This window comes from Chryseobacterium sp. X308 (genome assembly GCF_020733145.1).
Lineage (GTDB): Bacteria > Bacteroidota > Bacteroidia > Flavobacteriales > Weeksellaceae > Chryseobacterium > Chryseobacterium cupriresistens.
The window spans coordinates 16,312-34,371 of sequence record NZ_JAJFZH010000018.1; the positions used below are offsets into that span (position 1 = coordinate 16,312).

The 18,060-nt window shown below is 37.1% G+C and carries 13 protein-coding genes; all 13 read right to left on the reverse strand.

Annotated elements, in window-relative coordinates; all coding sequences use genetic code 11:
* Positions 1-79: 79 nt before the first annotated feature.
* The 13 genes from LIV57_RS17260 to tssR all read right to left on the reverse strand — a co-directional run bounded on the left by LIV57_RS17260 (position 80) and on the right by tssR (position 18,033).
* Positions 80-997, reverse strand: coding sequence for an ankyrin repeat domain-containing protein (locus LIV57_RS17260; protein ID WP_227943607.1), 918 nt, complete (start codon positions 995-997; stop codon positions 80-82).
* A 1-nt stretch (position 998) separates the two neighbouring features.
* Positions 999-2,249: a PAAR-like protein gene (locus LIV57_RS17265; protein WP_227943608.1), complete on the reverse strand. Its 1,251-nt coding sequence runs from the start codon at positions 2,247-2,249 to the stop codon at positions 999-1,001.
* Positions 2,250-2,266: 17 nt separating this feature from the next.
* Positions 2,267-3,124 (reverse strand): hypothetical protein, encoded by an 858-nt coding sequence (locus LIV57_RS17270; RefSeq protein ID WP_227943609.1) that lies wholly within the window; start codon positions 3,122-3,124, stop codon positions 2,267-2,269.
* Positions 3,125-3,157: 33 nt separating this feature from the next.
* Entirely contained in the window at positions 3,158-5,344 is a 2,187-nt protein-coding gene (locus LIV57_RS17275) for a type VI secretion system Vgr family protein (protein WP_227943610.1), read from the reverse strand.
* A gap of 193 nt (positions 5,345-5,537) precedes the next feature.
* Positions 5,538-5,951: a type VI secretion system tube protein TssD gene (gene tssD / locus LIV57_RS17280; RefSeq protein ID WP_053328223.1), complete on the reverse strand. Its 414-nt coding sequence runs from the start codon at positions 5,949-5,951 to the stop codon at positions 5,538-5,540.
* A gap of 344 nt (positions 5,952-6,295) precedes the next feature.
* Positions 6,296-7,159, reverse strand: coding sequence for a lytic transglycosylase domain-containing protein (locus LIV57_RS17285; RefSeq protein ID WP_110011671.1), 864 nt, complete (start codon positions 7,157-7,159; stop codon positions 6,296-6,298).
* Between the two features lie 60 nt (positions 7,160-7,219).
* Positions 7,220-9,718 (reverse strand): ATP-dependent Clp protease ATP-binding subunit, encoded by a 2,499-nt coding sequence (locus tag LIV57_RS17290; protein WP_227943611.1) that lies wholly within the window; start codon positions 9,716-9,718, stop codon positions 7,220-7,222.
* Positions 9,719-10,011: 293 nt separating this feature from the next.
* Positions 10,012-10,635 carry a hypothetical protein gene (locus LIV57_RS17295; RefSeq protein ID WP_227943612.1) on the reverse strand — a complete coding sequence of 208 codons (624 nt, stop codon included), beginning with the start codon at positions 10,633-10,635 and terminating at the stop codon, positions 10,012-10,014.
* Between the two features lie 95 nt (positions 10,636-10,730).
* Complete coding sequence (locus LIV57_RS17300; RefSeq protein ID WP_227943613.1) at positions 10,731-11,345, reverse strand: hypothetical protein; 615 nt, start codon at positions 11,343-11,345, stop codon at positions 10,731-10,733.
* 2 nt (positions 11,346-11,347) lie between these two features.
* Positions 11,348-12,694, reverse strand: a complete 1,347-nt coding sequence (locus LIV57_RS17305; RefSeq protein WP_227943614.1) for a hypothetical protein — start codon at positions 12,692-12,694, stop codon at positions 11,348-11,350.
* Positions 12,695-12,756: 62 nt separating this feature from the next.
* The gene (locus tag LIV57_RS17310) at positions 12,757-14,688 is read right to left on the reverse strand and encodes a type VI secretion system Vgr family protein (protein WP_227943615.1); all 1,932 of its coding nucleotides are present in this window, start codon (positions 14,686-14,688) and stop codon (positions 12,757-12,759) included.
* 174 nt (positions 14,689-14,862) lie between these two features.
* Positions 14,863-15,270, reverse strand: coding sequence for a type VI secretion system tube protein TssD (tssD, locus tag LIV57_RS17315; protein WP_110011663.1), 408 nt, complete (start codon positions 15,268-15,270; stop codon positions 14,863-14,865).
* Between the two features lie 357 nt (positions 15,271-15,627).
* Positions 15,628-18,033: a type VI secretion system protein TssR domain-containing protein gene (tssR, locus tag LIV57_RS17320; protein ID WP_227943616.1), complete on the reverse strand. Its 2,406-nt coding sequence runs from the start codon at positions 18,031-18,033 to the stop codon at positions 15,628-15,630.
* Positions 18,034-18,060: the final 27 nt, after the last annotated feature.

Here is an 18,060-nt window from a genome sequence, read left to right on the forward strand (position 1 = left end):
AACAGAAAATCTTTGAAATTAAAATATTTCATACGTCAAAGACAAAAAATCGTCCGGAATAATCATGTTATAAACACTGTCATTTTCCTTTAACTCTGTTTAAATCTTCCTGATAAAGATTTTCTCCGTAATTTTTTTTGAAATTCACGGATAGCTTGTCTTTAGAACTTAAAGATTCATACTGTCTTATTCTAAGTTTTGCTTCTTCTATTGTGTCTTTCTTATACGGGAACGCTACATTATATTGATCAACCAGCTGTTTTTTAATTCCGAATAATTTTTGATAATAAGGAGAGTCTGGCAGATTACGGTCACTTTTCTGCTTTTCCTTATACTGAATATAATCTGCCATTGGGCAAAGGTCTGTTCCTTTTATTTTAGGCAATCCTCCTTTGGACAGAAAGTATTCTGCCATATCCAGATCATCCCTGGCTGCACTTTCCATAATGTTGCTTCCGTTATAAGAAACATTATTGATGTCAGCGCCATTCTGAAGTAAGTAATCAATCATTTTCTTTTCGGTACTTTCCTCACCTCCAAGGGTCATTGCATCAGATAACGGGGAATTCCCTACAGCTGGGTTAGGACTGGCTTTATATTTGAAAAGTAATTGCAGCATTTCGTAATTATTAAGTGCTACAGCATGATTCAGAGGAGACTCAAAACCTTCATGAGGTATTATAATATTGGGATCAGCTCCCAGCTCTAAAAGCTTTTCCATAGCTTTCAAATCTTCAATAATAGAAGCATACATCAGTAAAGTATACCCTGTGTTCTCCTGTAATTTATTGATATCAATATTTTTTTCCTTAATAATTTCTTCCATGCCTTTCAGATCTCCATCAAACATTTTCTGGGCAGCTGATAAACCGTCTCCTGTAAACATTCTTGAAGGAGGATATTGATTTCTATTTTCGTTTTTACGCGACCTAAGATTAAAATCTGAACAGGAAAAAAGTGTCATGATAGAAAGTATTATTAAAATAAATGGTTTCATATTATATATTATTAGCTACAACATCAGTATTTATAGTGGCCAGCATCGCCTGAAACGCATCATTATATGCGCTATGTCCGCTTCCAATGGTTTTTAGGCCAAGCCCTTCATTATCATCAATGTACCCGAAGATTTCATTCTGTTCTCCCAGCGCTCTCGGAACACCTCCTGTAAGACCTCCGAAAATTGCAATTTTATTGAGCCCCGGAATTCTGGATAAAGCTAATGTAGAGAGCAAACCTTCCCTGTTATTTTGCAGCCCGTTAAGAATATCATTACTTGTACTGTAATTGATAATGCTTGAAGTTGATTTTACGGCTCCTTTTTTATCGAGATAATCGAGTGTATTGCCATGTACTCCTCTTGCATTGAAGGTATATCCCGGAAGTCCTGTGTAATAGGAAGCCATGGCACTGTTTCCTCCTCCTAATGAATGTCCGGTAAATTTCACTTTTCCTCCGGTCGCATTATCCATTTTTTCCGCAAGCATTCTCGTTTTTTCTATCTGAGGCGTTGCGAAACCAAGCGCCTGTCCTCCATCTTCGATGAACCAGTCATGATAAAACTGCATTCCTTTAGGTTCTGAACCTCTAAATGCCACAAAATAATCTCCTGTTTCTTTATTATAATATAAAGAGGAAAAGAAGCCGTTATCTTTATTAGTATTGAAATCTTTGCTGGTTAACACTCCCGGACCGAACAGCTTATCCAGCTCAGCCTGATCATCTGTATTGATTCGTGTGTACCCATCAATACTGGTATTCTTCCCATTATTATCCTCGTAAGAATCCTGGGCCATTCTACTGGCAATAGAGGCCTCCTGCAGCTGGGCAACGGGTAAATGAAAGGTGATTTTACCTCCTATGAAACAGTGTAGACTGGAATTTTGCAACAGAGGTTTTTTATTTTCAATTTTTACTTTTGGATGGGTATTTTGCCAGTCGCTTCCCTTGCATAGAAATGAACAGATATTGAGGCAGTCATCTATGAGGGCACTTCCTGCCCAGGCGGCTGCCGCTAAAACAAAAAGCCCACCAGAGAAAGCTGCCGCTACTGCTACCCCTGCTAATGCTCCTGCCATCATCATTTCAGGACAGATAAAATTGTCTTTAAAACGGTCCTTTTCCGTGGCCATCAGCTTAGCTCCTTTTTTCAATTTTACAGAAGACTGGGAACTGACTCCAATTCCTATAAGTCTTCGGCCTTTACTACAAGTAAGCGGAGTATCCTGTGCGATATATAATTGACTCATAGTGATCGTATTAATTGTTATTTTTCACTTAATCTTATGTGGTACCTGCATACATAGATCATCTTTTCATTCAGTTCTTCTTTCACATGAAATATGACCTCTGATAGTACAGAATCTTCATTATAAAGATATTCTCCCTCAATGGCATACTTATATTCCAGAGCATTTCCGAGCGTTCTCTGATATTTATCTTTATAAATACTTTCAAAGCGGGACTGATTTCCTTTACTTTTTCCATCCAGTTTCACAGTGAAACCTCCTTCTTTGTTTTTTAAAATTTTATACGAGGAACTATACTCAAGTTCTTCTCCCGGGAAAAGGGTTGACAAAGCTGTTCTTACAGGAATTTCATCTGTAAAACTTCCCCCGCTGAATGCCGGTAAAGGATAAAACATGATCTGATACAAAAAGTTTTGTCTGATATTACGATCTATATTGTTAAACTCTTTATCATAGATCTGAATAAATACCTTATAACTTTCTTTTACCAGCTCAAAAAAATGCAGATCCTTCTTTATCTCTTCCCACCTGCTTACAATTTCATTTTTATTGGTTACTTCGTGGATACTTTTATCCGTATTTAAAGATAATTCAACAACCTCAGTCGCTTTATTTATTTTTTCAAGAATTTCATAAAATGGCTGCATCTGCCCGTCTGCCTGAATATATCGCTGGGTAGAAGACTGTATGGTAATATGATTATATTCTCCCGGTATTACTACCCAGTCTTCTTCTATTTCCGTCTGGTTGGCTTTTCCTGTTCCTAAAGTAAGATAGGATTTTATATTGATATTATATTCTCTTTTTTTGTACCAGGCATATTTGAATCCTGCCAGCTGGTCATTTTTTTCAACTTTATTCGGTTCCAAAGTCATGTTTTAATACGTTTTTAGAATATATTCGCGACATCAGTTGATATCAACAGTACTTCCGGTAATAAATATATCTCCTGTAGCATTCATTGAAGTGACTGCTTTACTGTGAATACTCAGGTTATCCTGTGTTACCAGTAATGCATTTTTTAATGAATTCAAATCCAGCATTCCTTCTTTTGCAGAGATAGTAATCCCTTCTTTAGTGATTGTGATACTGTTTTCACCAACTCTTAATTCAATTTTTGTTTTTCCTTCCAGAGCAATATTTCCGGCTGCGTCCATTGTCAGGACTGAATTGGCTGCCCCGCCTTCTTTTCCTCCGACATTAATAGAATTTGTACTGCCGGCATTTACCGTATTATTATTTCCTACGTTAACCGTTTTATTGTTATTGGCATTCGTCTGGGCATTTCCTGCCCCGTCAAACTTCATGTTGGCCCCACCCTGATCCGTCAGAAATACAGAGCCTTCACCATCATTTAATTCTAATTTATTTCCACTTCTGCTGCTCAGGCTTTTGATATTGTTACCGGCTCCGCCACCGCCACCTATTCCCCCATGGAACATTCCTCCCATCACAAACGGACGGTCCGGATGCTGATGTACAAAATTGACAATAACCTGGTCTCCCACTTCCGGAACAGCCATAAATCCTCTGTTCTTATTTACTTTATCACTACTTCCTGCATCCGGGGTCATTACGCGGACAAATTCAGTAGTATCAGGTCCGCTTTGCCAATCGAACTGCACACGTACTCTTCCCTGATTTAAAGGATCTGTATTTGAAATTACTTTTCCAAACTGGGCTTCTGCTTTGGGCATCTGAAATTCGGGACGAGGAATAAATCCTGTATCTGCTGCAATTGCTTCAAATTTGCCATCATAATAGCCTCTGGCATCCACTTCGTGAGAAACTTCAATAATCATCAGTTTTGTAAAATAAGAGGTTTCATTACTCTCTGTTTTACGCATTTCGATATCTGCGATACATCCCGGATATAAGAAAGGAACTGTTGTAGTTCCCGAAGTAACGAAAACTTCTGCAGCTTTGCTTCCTGCGGTTCCCTTCTGGGAAGCATTGATATCCATAAAGGAAGATGCTTTAATAGGCGCCACTCTCAAAGAAGGAGTGGTAAAAGTTTTTTCTGATATTTCGTAAGCACGTCTTGCAATATCTGAAGTATGGTTAATTTTCGAACTGCCAGCTGTCAGCTTCTCATTTTTACTGCTATTATAACCATAAAAAGTGGGACTTACATGCTGGGCCTTCATTTTGATGGCTATGTCACTTACACTGCTTCCATAGGTAAGCCTGACAGGTTTCTCCTGTGGCGGCAGCTTTCCGAAGTGCAGAACTTCTCCATCATAATAAAACTGCTCTCCATAAGCTTCTGCCATTCTTGCGAGATAATTATAATGAGTTTCTTCATACTGTGAACTGTACGATATATTTCCATGCTGGGCATCTACTCTGAAATCAAATTTATGCTGTCCCAGCCCTTCTTTAATTACCTGATCAGCAATACTGTTCAAACTTACAGGCTGGCTTCCTCCAAAGCTCTGAATATGAGGAGCAGCATCCAGAAGTACAGTTGGGCTGTAGCCTTTGATGATAATATTTCCAAGACTTCCTTTCTCCTGGCTGAAGCCTACTTCTGTAACCACTCCTACAAAATTACGTTCGGCTCCTTTCTCAATATCTTTATATTTGAAAACAACTGTGATTCTTTTTCCTAAAAATTTCTGAGCTTCTTCCAGGTTGTGATTTTCCGGTTTACCCAAAGTGTCATGGGCCAGCATCAGACTGAATTCATGGTGCCTGGTAGCACTCTGTATCAGCTTAAAATGCTTGAAATGATTAATGATCTCACCTTCTATGATTACATCAAGCTTGATCACCCGGTTGATTCCTGCTATATAGCTCTGAGAAATTGCTTCTGCATTATGTATTTTTGAAGTAGGCTGTTTGGCCCATACTTTTGTCTCAACAACGGAAGGGTCGTTAGAAACCAGCGTTTGATTCAGAAACTTTCCTGTTTCCTGTGCTGAATTTAAATGCTGTGCCGCTTCTGCTGTCTTTTTTATTTTATTCCCTGCCTGGTTTACCTTTTCCTCTGCTTTCGTAACCGCATTTTCCTGCGCAGTTTTTTTTATCCTCTCTGTATCCTGGCTGATAGATTGCTGAGAATTCTTTACTCTAATTTTATCATCTTGAAACATAGTGTTACGTGTTTTTAAGTTAATAAATGTTGAATTGATGCTGTAGGTATCATTACAGGCTTTGTAAATTCCAGATATTGGTTTCTGTAAGTGATGCTTATCTGAAACTTATTGTAAAGCAGAAAACAGAACAGCAAACTTTTACAAGAGCTGTTCTGTACCAATTTTATTTTTACTAAGATGATGAATAGGCTTATTTACCTGCTGAAGGCCATAGTCCTGCGTACTGGGAAGTACCGTAGTCGATGGTTTCAGCGCTTACTACGAAGCTGATCAGCATACTGTTGCTGTCAATAGCATCGAAATCTACTTCGTGCTGGATTACGTATCCGTTCTCCCATTTCAAAGTGATCAGTGTTCCTTCTTCGTGAGATTTGTTGAAAGTAATCTCTCCTACGGTCGGTTTGTATTTACCGTTCAGTAAGCTTTCAAGGATGTCTGATTTTTCAGTAGCTTCTACTGTAACTTTGATCAATGCGTTGGAAGGATCTGATGCTACACGTCCTGAAACGTCTGTAGATCTTGATACGCTGTAGTTCATTTTTAACAGCTTTTGCCCTTCTCCGTTGTTGAATTTTAAGATTCCTCTTGAATTTCTTTCGGCCATGATTGTAAATTTTAATCGTTAATATTTTGTGATTCGGTGATTGTGTTAGCAAATATAGAGGCTCTTTTCCGCTAAACAAAGCTTTTGAATGGAAATCTGAAAATTTGTAGTAATTCTACGATTTCTTGTCGTAATTCTACGACATTGGATTTAAAAAACCTACCACAAACTTTATTAACACAGGATTTTAACTCATTAAAAACAAGCATGAAAAATCAATAATTTTCCACATCATTGAGAAATATTAAGATTTTATTAGTAAAAAATCGGTCTGTTTTTAACAGATTGTACCATAAAAAAAGCAATCAGTTTGGCTGATTGCTTTTTTATATCGTTGATATATTTTACTGCTGAATTTTTCCTCCTTCTTTTAGGGAGCGAACCAATATTTTATTTTTCCTTAGCAGAAAGTCCGGCATCAGATCCATCGGAAGATAGAAGGGGCTTTCTCCTTTTTTCTGAAGCTCTTCCATAATTCCGGGATTCCAGGCAAGAATTTTATCTACTTCTACATTCAGTTCAGCGGCAACAATGTTCAGGTTGAAACCTGCATTGATCTCTGTTTCCGAAAGCGCTGCAGCAGTCTCTTTCCGGTCTCCCTGAAAGAAAATCTTGTTGATTCTTGCAGAGTTATAATTATTCAGTACACTCTGAAGTTCTCCTGTTGCATAGCATGCATTAAGATATTTCTTCACATGATTAATGGTTTCTCCCGGAAGGTATTTATAAAATTCATGGTATTGGGTAGAACCTGCAGCTTCCATCGCTTTGGCAATATTCCCTTCTCCGCAGTTGTAAGCAGCGACTACTGTTACCCAGTTATTGTACTTTTTATAAAGATTACTCAGTGAAATAGCAGCTGTTTTGGTACTTTTATAAATATCGGTACGTCCCTGCTCAGTAAGTCCGTATTGGTTGGCATGGGCTGTCATAAACTGCCAGATCCCTACAGCTCCGGCTCCTGAGGTAATATTTCTGTCAAAATGGGACTCAATCAGGGCCAGGTTTCTCAAATGTTTGGGAAGACCTTTCTGAAGGAGTAACTGTTCAATAAATTCTACAAGATCTTTATTGGCATTAATGATACCCTTATATTTTTTCACACTGCTTTCCGAAGTGTCGGAAGCAGCAAGAAACTGTCCGTTGATCATAATCACGGATCCTAATAATAGAAAACCTGTAAAGATATTTCTGACAATTGTTTTCATTTTAATTTTATTTATAAGCAAAAGGGTAAAAGCTGGCTGCAAATACCCTTTGCTTTATACTTAATCTACTTTCCAGCTTAGTTTTTCTTCGTCTTTATTCCAGTCTACATGAATCGTCTGTCCGGATTTTACTTCTTCTCTGACAATCATTTTAGAAATCGGTCTTGCAAGCTGTGCACGGATGACTCCAGAGATCTGTCTTGCTCCATATTTGCTGCTGAATCCTCCTAATGCAAGATTTTTAACCGCTTCATCAGTAATTTTTAAAGCAATTCCCAATCTTGTTAATGAAGTATGAAGTGACTTCAGCTGAATGTTAAAGATTCTTTCTGCAATGGATTCCGTGATCGGTGCAAAAGGAATGATCTCTGTAATTCTTGCCAGGAACTCAGGTCTGAATCGTCCGGAGTTTGACATAATCTGCATCAGTGAAGATGATTCCGGAATTTTTCCTTCTTCGAACTGTTTTACAATTTCTTCACTTCCGATATTGGAGGTAAACAGGATCAGTGCATTGCTGAAATCTCCTTCCTTACCTAATTTATCATGAACTTTTCCTTCATCCATAATCTGAAGGAATACATCAAAAACGGAATGGTGAGCTTTTTCAATCTCGTCAAATAACACAACGGTATAAGGCTGTTGTCTGATTTTGTTTACCAGCATACCACCTTCTTCATATCCTACGTATCCCGGAGGCGCTCCGTATAGCAAAGCTGCAGAATGTTCTTCTTTGAATTCTGACATATCAAAGCGTACCATGGCTTTCTCGTCATTGAAAAGTAATTCTGCCATTGATTTCGCCAGTTCTGTTTTACCGGTTCCGGTAGGTCCCAGAAGGAAGAAGGATCCGATAGGTTGTCCCGGTTTGTTCAATCCGCTTCGGTTTTCAACAATAGCATCGGAAAGGATTTTTAGTGCATGATTCTGTCCTACGACTCTGTTCAACAGAAGAGATTCCATATTCAGGAGTTTTTCTTTTTCCTGAGCCTGGATTTTCCCGATTGGGATATTGGTTTTGGCGGCCATTACAGCAGCAAGCTCCAATCTGTCTACTTTTTCTCTTTTTTTGGCGGCATGCTGTAAAAGTTCTGCGTAAGTATCTTCAATAATCTTCTGGATCTGATCTACGGGCATAGAGTTGTCGATGGACGGCTGCTCACTCAGTGATCCCCAGAGAATCGGGCTTATTTTATCTCTCAGCAGGTTGTAAGTCCAGATCAGTTCATCCGCTTTATCTTTGCTGTCGGCATATTCTTCTGTTAAAATCGCATCATAACTTTCTTTCCAGCTTTCAAGTTCCTTTTCGGAAAGTTCATCAAGCATTTTGATGGCTGCCATTGTTCTGTCTAATAAGTCAATAGCGGCATCCGGCAATTTTTTTCCTTTTGCATATCTTTTTGCCAGACGTACACATTCCGGAAGGGCTGTTTTTTCCACTTCAATTCCGTGATGTTTTTTGTAGCCTTCCAATAGTACATCAATCATTTTGACACAGGTTTTCTCATCCGGTTCAAGAACGGTTAACACTTCAAAACGACGGTTGAAAGCCTGTTCCGGCTCTATAATTTTTCTGTATTCTTCCTGCGTTGTAGCTCCGATTACGGTAATTTCACCTCTCGCAAGTTCAGGCTTAAGGAGATTAGCAACATTTCCAATACTTCCTTTCGGGTCTAAAAGGGTGTGGATTTCATCAATGAAGAGAATGGCTTTTTCAATTTTCTTACATTCATTGATTACTTTTTTCAGGCGGTCTTCAATTTCACCTTTATAAGAAGTTCCCGCCAGTAATGCTCCGGTGTCCAGTTCTAAAAGGGTCCCGTTTTTAAGCATTTCAGGAACATTTCCTTTAATAATTTCTGTAGCAAAACCTTCTACCAAAGCTGTTTTTCCTACTCCCGGCTCCCCGATGATGATCACATTCGGTTTGCTTCTTCGGCAAAGGATTTCCACCAGCATTCTCAGTTCTTTATCTCTTCCGATGATATTTTCGATTTCTCCTTTTCTCGCCTGCGCTGTTCTGTCTACACAATAGCTTTTAATGGAAGGAAAGGAAGAGTCTGAATAATCTGCTGAACCATTTGAAAATAATGATGAAAAATCTCCATCTTCTGAAACAGTAAACGGAGTATCTTTTCTGTACAGATTGAAGATCTCATGTTCTCTCAAAGGAAGTGATTTTAACTGCTGAAGAGAAAATACAACCTGTGGTTTTACAATGGCTGTAAGGATGCAGATAGGAGTAATCTCATCCAGTCCAAGCTTTAAACGGATATCATCAGCTTCTTCAATAAGGGTATCCACTGCATCATCCTGTCCTACTTCATCGGGAAGATGGCTGGTTTTCGGATATTCTTCGATACGGACATCTGCCCATTCATAGAAATAACCCGGATCTTTATCTATACTTTTCAGGAATTCATTAAGGCCGATATCTTTATGCATTAAAGCCTGCAGGATATGCGGGCCTCCATACGTTCCATTATAGTTTTCCTTCGCTATCGACTGAGCAATATGAAATAGTTGCTTTACTGTTTCGTTGGTTACTAGTACTCCCATTTATAATTTTCTTATATTAATATATTTGCGTTCTGTTTATTATGCAGATTTGATGATTTTGATCTTTATTTTTCATCCCTTTTACCAAGACATAAAAAATCGTTCTTTTTGTGATGCTAAAATTAATTATTTTATTCTAAATGATATAAAGATAGTTAATTCTTCAAATAGAGAAGTAACAACGGTGTTTTTTGTTTTTAATCGTAGTTCTGATGGTGAACTATTGTAGTAAATTACTTTTCTGGATCTCTTTCCGGCCAAAATAGAAAAAGATTAACCTTTTCAGAGATTTATTAACGGCTCACAAACGGAACCACTTTTTTCTCCAGTTCTGCACCTGATTGACCATCTAAAACAACTTTTTGAATATCTCCATCCGGGATAAGGTATTCTATTACCCAGACTTTTTTACCATCAAGAACATCTTTTCTAACCTGGGTATAAAACCCAGAATCATGATATCCTTTCGGAAGATCAATTTTATTCTTTTCACAATACTTTACTACCTTTTCCGGAGCAAAACTATATCCTTCATCTGTATTTTCTTCTTTAATAAGCTTACCTGATTTATCAAAATAATATAACATTCCTACAGGCGGGCCCATGTTAAATGACAATGATTTATTTTTTATGTACCCATTTTTATAATAGAATTTATCTGATTTATAAAAAGAATTCTCATAGTAAATACTTAATCCATATCCACCTTTAGATGCAGAAAATATTTCTTTTCTTCCTTCCGGAGTTTCAATACATCTGTCATCATCTTTTTTCTTAGAATTCTGTATGGTAATCTTTTCAAATTCATTACTAATTTTTGGAATCACGGTCTTTTGTAATTCCTGATATTGACATTGTAGAAAAAGACCTAACAACAATACTATAAATAGTTTTTCTATAAATCTTTTATCAATCATATAATTATGGGTTATAAAAAAATACTGTCTTCTTTTTGTAATCTTTCTGGTAGATTTATGTTAAACCTGTAAACAGCTAGGCCATTAATCATTAACTAACTGCTTACAAACGGAACCACTTTTTTCTCCAGTTCTGCACCAGATTGACCATCTAAAACAACTTTTTGAATATCTCCATCCGGGATAAGGTATTCTATTACCCAAACTTTTTTACCATTAAGAACATCTTTTCTAACCCGGGTATAAAACCCGGATTCATGATACCCTTTCGGAAGCTCAATTTTATTCTTTTCACAATACTTCACTATCTTTTCAGGAGTAAAGCTATACCCTTCATCTGTGTTTTCCTCTTTAATAAGCCTGCCTGATTCATCAAAATAATACCAGATGCCAATAGGAGAACCTTCATTGAAGAGTAACCCTTTTTCTTTTAAATTATAATTCTTATAAAATTTTTTTATAAGAACAAATTGATTTTCCTGATAAAATAGTCTATTAATAAAACCATAACTTTGTTCCTGTAATTGCTGAATACCGTCAGCACTTTTTAATAAAATAAATGATTCATCTGGGTTTATATTCTCATTGAAAGTTTTAATATCAAATTTCTCAAACTTATTATTTATTTGGGGCATCATTTTTTTTTGTTTTATTTGGGTTTGACATGTTGCAAAAACACTAAATGAGATTATTATTAATAATTTTTTCATATCTATTTGATTGAATTGTTAGCCTGTTTCCATTGCCAATAAAATAATGAACACCTGTTACTATTATTACCTGACCCTAAACGGTGAGAATAATCTAACAAATTGTCAGTCTTCGTAAATTCATATGTAAACAATGCATCAGAAGTTGTTTCTTTATTGGTAAAAGTATGAGGTAAATTCATAGCATGCAGAAATTCATGGGCTGCAGTTTGGTCATTTTTACTTTTAAATACTACAACATAATCAGCTCTGGGAGCTGAATACCCCGATACATGCCCTCCACCTGCATTATAACCGTCCTCTGCAAAATAGAAAGCTTTAAAATGCTTATTGTATTTACCCGGATATGCTTTCTCTAGTTTACTTTTTAAATAACTATCTAATGACTTGCCTCCACTAGACTTATCAGAATCAATTTGACTGCTCGTTATAAAATCATTGAAATCTTTTTCAGCAGTAAGATCCAGTTCTACGATAATAGAAGAATCAGAAAGTTGTATATATGCTTGTTCCAGATATTGATTAATTCTTTTTTTTTCATCTGTTACACTTGGTACCCTTTCACCATCTCCTATTTTTATTTCAGGAGTTTTTATTTTGACAAATACAACATCCTTTTTCTTATGCTTTGTTACATCATTTGCCCAGACATTTATTTTTCCCACTATTGCTTCTATAGTTGTACCTTTTTCAGCCTTAAAAGCCTTTAATTCTATTGTCTGATCTGTGGTAAATTCTTTAATACATTTAATAGTTACCTCAAAATCATCTAATGAAATTTTCTTCTTCCCCTTAATCTCAATTTTATCAGGAGTAAAACTAAAGTAATCAGATTTTGTAAACTCCAGATAATCTGCTTCATCTTTAATTTCTGCAAAGAAAGTAATTTTTGCTTCTTTATCTTTTTTCAGAGAAAGCCATGGAATATAATATTCTTCAGCTATTTCTTTTCCTGATTTATCTTTATAGGTTTTCCATGGGATGGAAAAGGGATTATACTCTTTTTTAAGGTTGTTAAACATAGCTTCATCAGCTTTAAAAGATCCATCATATTTATTAACATAGTTACTGTTAGAATTATCTACCTTTTTTGCATAAGTTGAATCAAAATACTGATAAGCAACTATATTTTTAAATGAATTATCATTAAAAAGTTTAGTATCAGCCAATCTTATCCAGTCAAAGCCAAACTCTCCTTTCCAGTTTTTATTCGGCCGGAATTGTACAATCAATTGTATAAGCTGTTGTAGTGGTGGAGATTGTGGCGTATTATGACTCACTCCTTTAGCATTACCCTTTTCAGAAATCCATTTCATGGCACGTGAAATAATACTCTCCTGAGAATACATATTATGATTTTCATGAGAGATTTTGTTGTAGGTGCCTTTTACAATTCTCGTTCTGCTCATAATTAATAGGCTTTAGATCTCTCTCCGCTGTTGTTCTGTACTTCTTGTTGGGCGTGTTTGTTGATGGAAGCATTGGAGGTAATGTTAATTTCCTTTTCTGAAATTTCATTTCTTTCCTTCTTTGTTTCGCTGTGTACATCTCCTTCAATAATTTCAGTAAGTTTACCCGTAATGAATGTACTTACATTTCCTATGACTGAAGTAAGTTTCATAGCGCCTACAGTCTCAGTATTATTTAGTCCGATACTATCAGACTTATTCATTCCCACCGTCGTCGTCATATTCTCTCCTACATTAATATTCATATTCTTACAGTTCAGGGTCATGGTTTCCGGTGCCGTGATATTGATATTACTTCCGGTTGTATCCAGATGAATTTCGTTTCCGCTTTTATCTGTAATAATGATACTTTCATCTTCTGTGAAAACGATCCTGTGACCGCTTCGCGTTTGTATAGATTTTACCCGGTTGTCAGCTCCACCGCCAAGACCTATTCCTCCGTGAAACATTCCTCCCATCACGAAGGGTCTGTCCGGATGACTGTGTACAAAATTGACCATTACCTGATCACCCACTTCCGGAATAGCAACATAACCACGGTTTTGTGTGATCTGATCGGTTCCTCCGGCATCAGGGCTCATTACTCTTACAAAGTGAGTGTTATCATTCATCTGCCAGTCGAATCTTACCTGAACTCTTCCCTGACCTTCCGGATCCGTGTTGGAGATAACAGTTGCGATCTGTGGCTGGGCAGCCGGTACCGTAAATTCCGGTTTGGGCAGAAAACCCGTGTCTGCGGCAATGGATTTGAAAGTTCCTGTGTAATGTCCGATCGTATCAATTTCATGAACGGCTTCTGTCACCATAACCTTCGTAAAATAAGATGTTTCACTGCTGTCCGGTTTTCTCATATGAATATCAGCAATACATCCGGGATGCAAAAAAGGAACGGTTGTAGATCCGGAAACCGAAAATACATTAACTGCTTCACTTCCTGACGCGCTTCTTTGAGAATGCTCCACATCCAGGTGTGTTGATGCTTTGATAGGTGCAACCTGCAGTGCCGGAGTTTTATATATTTTATTGTTATGGCTATATGCTGTACGGGCCAGATCACCTAAATGGTCAACCGGAGTTTCCCCGGAAGTCAGTTTTTCATGTTTACTGCTGTTATAGCCATAATATTGAGGTTTTGTATGAACCGCTTTTAGTTCTACCCTGATATTATCCGCATTGCTCCCATATAATAATTTTATAGGCTTATTTTGTGGAGGAAGCTTTCCAAAATGCAAAACTTCACCATCATAATAAAATTGTTCTCCATAAGCTTCTGCCATTCTCGACAGATAATTATAATGGGTTTCGTTATACTGGCTGCTGTAAATGATCTGGGAATAATCATTGGTATCGACTCTTATATCAAACCGTTCTTTATCTATTCCCTGCTGTATTACTTCTTTGGCTATGATTCCCATATTAACGGGCTGGCTGCCGCCAAAGCTCTGGATATGCGGAGCACCGTCCAGCAGGATCGTCGGGCTGTATCCGGAAAGCACAATATTTCCCAGACTCATTTTTTCCTGACTGAATCCTACTTTGGTAATAACCCCAACAAAATTCCTTTCCGGACTTTTCTCAATATCTTTGTAGGAAATAACAGCTGTAAGACGTTTTCCCAGAAATTTATTGGCTTCCTCAAGGGTATGGCTCTGCCGGTCTCCCAATGCATCGTGAGCAAGAATAAGGTTGAATTCGTGGTGGTGACCCGCCTTCTGTTTAAGAGTGAAATGCTTATAGTACTTAATAATTTTACCTTCTACAACCAGTGATAATTTGACCAGCCGGTTGATCCCTGCGTGATGATTCTCGGATATCCCGTCTGCATTCTGAGATGGGCGGAAAGAAGATCCTTTGGTCTTTGATTCGGTTTTCATATGCTTTGTGTTTGTGTTTAGTATTAAAGATAACAATATTTTATATAACAAACATTATATAAACACGTTATAAAATAAAATTCTCAGGTTATAATTTTTCTTTCAGGCAAAAAAAGACCGTCTTAAATAGGGACAGTCTTTCTTCTTATGAATGTTGATAATGTGTGTCAGTATTTAGCTGGATGGCCATAGCCCGGCGTATTGAGAAGTACCATAATCGATTGTCTCTGCACTTACTACGAAGCTGATCAGCATACTGTTGCTGTCGATTGCATCGAAATCTACCTGATGCTGGATTACATATCCGTTCTGCCATTTCAGTGTAATCAATGTTCCTTCTTCGTGAGATTTGTTAAAAGTAATCTCTCCTACAGTTGGCTTATATTTACCGTTCAGCAAGCTTTCAAGGATATCTGATTTTTCAGTAGCTTCTACTGTAACCTTGATTAATGCGTTGGAAGGATCTGATGCTACACGTCCTGAAACATCTGTAGATCTGGAAACGCTGTAATTCATTTTTAACAGCTTTTGCCCTTCTCCATTATTGAATTTTAAGATTCCTCTTGAATTTCTTTCGGCCATGATTAGTAAATTTAATCGTTAGTAATATTTTGTGATTCGGTGATTGTGTTAGCAAATATAGAGGCTCTTTTCCGCTAAAAAAAACTTTTCCCTATAAATCTGAGATTTTGTAGTAGTTCTACGATTTCTTGTCGTAATTCTACGACAATGGATTTATCAACCATACGATAACAACCATAAATACAGCGTTTTAAATTATTTCTCTTTTTTTAGATAAAAAATAATTTCACACATCAAAGAGAAATAATGAGGGTTCAAAGTTTAAAAATTTAAGGTTTAAGGTTTGTTGATCTGTCTTTATACTACAAAAAAAGCAGAAGTATATACTCCTGCTTTTGATATCATAAAAAAATGTTTTTAATGCTTTGTGTATTCCGGTTGTTCTGTTGGAATTCTGGATGGAGTAAAGTACTCATTAAGCCAGTAGAAAGTCTGTCCGTTCTGCTGAATTTTTACAGCCGGGTTGTTTCTGTTGGCAAGCATTCTGTCTGCTAAATTTTTATAGTGCTGGAAATAATTTTTTACCGTTTCACTAGGAACTACTTTTGATTTTTTCCAACCTTTCAGCTTATATTTAGCCATCAATTCTTCTTCAGAAAGATCAAATCCGGTACTCATTCCGATCGCATAAGACATTGGCAGCTCATAAAGTGCTCCTTTATCTAAGAATTTTATCGTAGGATTGTACTTCTTCAGTAATTTAACATACTCTTTAATAGCTCTTCCCTGATTAAAATCTGCACGATCTGCCTGAGTATTTCTGTATACTTCCGTGTAGAAAGCTTTTAAGTTATCATATTCCGATTCAGAAATAAGAATTCCCTTTTCTATTGCCGGAGTAAAATCTTTCAGATCTTTTGGAATATATCCTTTTACAAGGAATGGGCTTCCATAGTTAATCAGCTGTGCGGCAATTCCTGCAGAAACCGGATTGGTAAGTCCCGGATACAGATATTTATATTTTAAATCCACATCTGTTCTACCTGCTCCTACGGATGAATGGAAGTATTCATTAAGAGATTTATCAATAGTCTGATTATCCAGAGTAACCTGTGCAATAAGGCTGTCAACAGATTTTTTCAGGAATCCCGGAGTTGTAATGTCTCCTTTCTTAGGGAAAATAACGAATCCCTGAGACATACTCTGTTTAGGATAAGCTAAAGAGAAGAATCCTGTATCTCCTTCCACAAGGCTGAAATTATTCTTGGTAAGCACATCATTTTGGTTGATGATCTTTTGTTTTTTAAGTTCAGCAATATTTTTGGCTGTATTGGTAACCACATTTTCCGCCATCAATACAAAATCATTGTAGGTATCTGATGATCTTGCACTGGTCTGGAACATGATCAATCTTGCCTGAGCCTGGGTAAGAGAACTGATTACACTGTACATATTTCCGCTTTGGTTGGCAGAAGTTCCTACAGTAACAACAATATTGGTTTCATCAGGAACATTGGAAAGAAGGTTTCCTGCTGCCGTAAGAGCCTCTCCTACCGGCTGATAGCCGCTATTGCTGGCACAGTTCATTTCATTCGTTTTCTGATCAATAAATGATGAGATCTTACTGTAATCTGTGCTTAAGCTGGAGACAGAAACATTATCTCCGCAAGGATTGTTCTTGTATAAAACCGCTCCATATTTAACATTGCTAAAATAAGAAGGCTTTTCAAACCTGAGCTGAAGATCCTGTAACAATGATTTTACAATAGGTGCATAAGGCGCATTACCGGCACTTACATCCAATGCAAAAACAATATTGATATTTTTATCTTTTTCCGTGATCTCTCTGTAACGGTCAAAATAAATCGGTTCACCCAGTACATTGGATACGAAATTCTTGCTGTAATCTAAAATATTGGTGAAATATTTTGTCTTGGTATCAGGAGTCGGAGCTTCTTCTAAAGGAAGATTTACCGGAAAGATATTTTCCAGCTGTGTTCTCTTATTCACATCGGTAAGAAGAATAGCTGTTTTGTTGGACGCATCCGATGCTGATCCACCCGGATGCCCTTCATGAATTCCCAGCGTTGTATCGGTAATTCCTGTTGTATTTTTAAGTCTGATAGCGGAACGTTCTCCCCAGGTGGAGATTACATTGGAGCTTACCCAGCCGTAAAGTCCTTTATTGATACTGTCCATATCAATAGACGGTTTTTTACCTACCAGAAAACGTTTGTTATTTTCGGCCATCTTGTACACATATACAATTTGTCCGTTAGGAATTTTTACATTGGCTGTTTCAATAAGGCTTGGTGAGTTGAACACCATAATAGAGTCGTTTTTATAGTATCTTTCAGCATTTCTGATGACTTCGCTGTTATTAGGTACTACTGCCACTCTTACAGGATAACCTGTCTTTTCACTTTTTAAAGCGTTATTCCAGAGAAGGAGATCAGACTCCTGAATCCAGCCATATGTTTTGATCGATTTTGACGAAACTTTCTTCATTAAAGCATCCGGAACATATTCCGCTACTTTTACCATTCCGTCTCTATGTTTTAAAACCATTAAAGGTTCAAGGAATTTTACTTCTTTGTAAGACTTCTCATCATCTTTATCCAGATAAGCCGTATTTCTTGACCGGTCTGAAATAACGATCCATGGCACTGACTTTTTCGGATATCCGTTAACGACAGGGGATGCATCCACCTGCCCATACTGTGAAGGCTCCGGGGTTTTCTTTGACGGCAGTTTTACCTGGCAACTCGTCAATAATACTGTTAACCCTATATAATATGCTGCTAGAGGAAATTTATTTTTCATCCTATTTAATCTTTTTATGATTGGTAC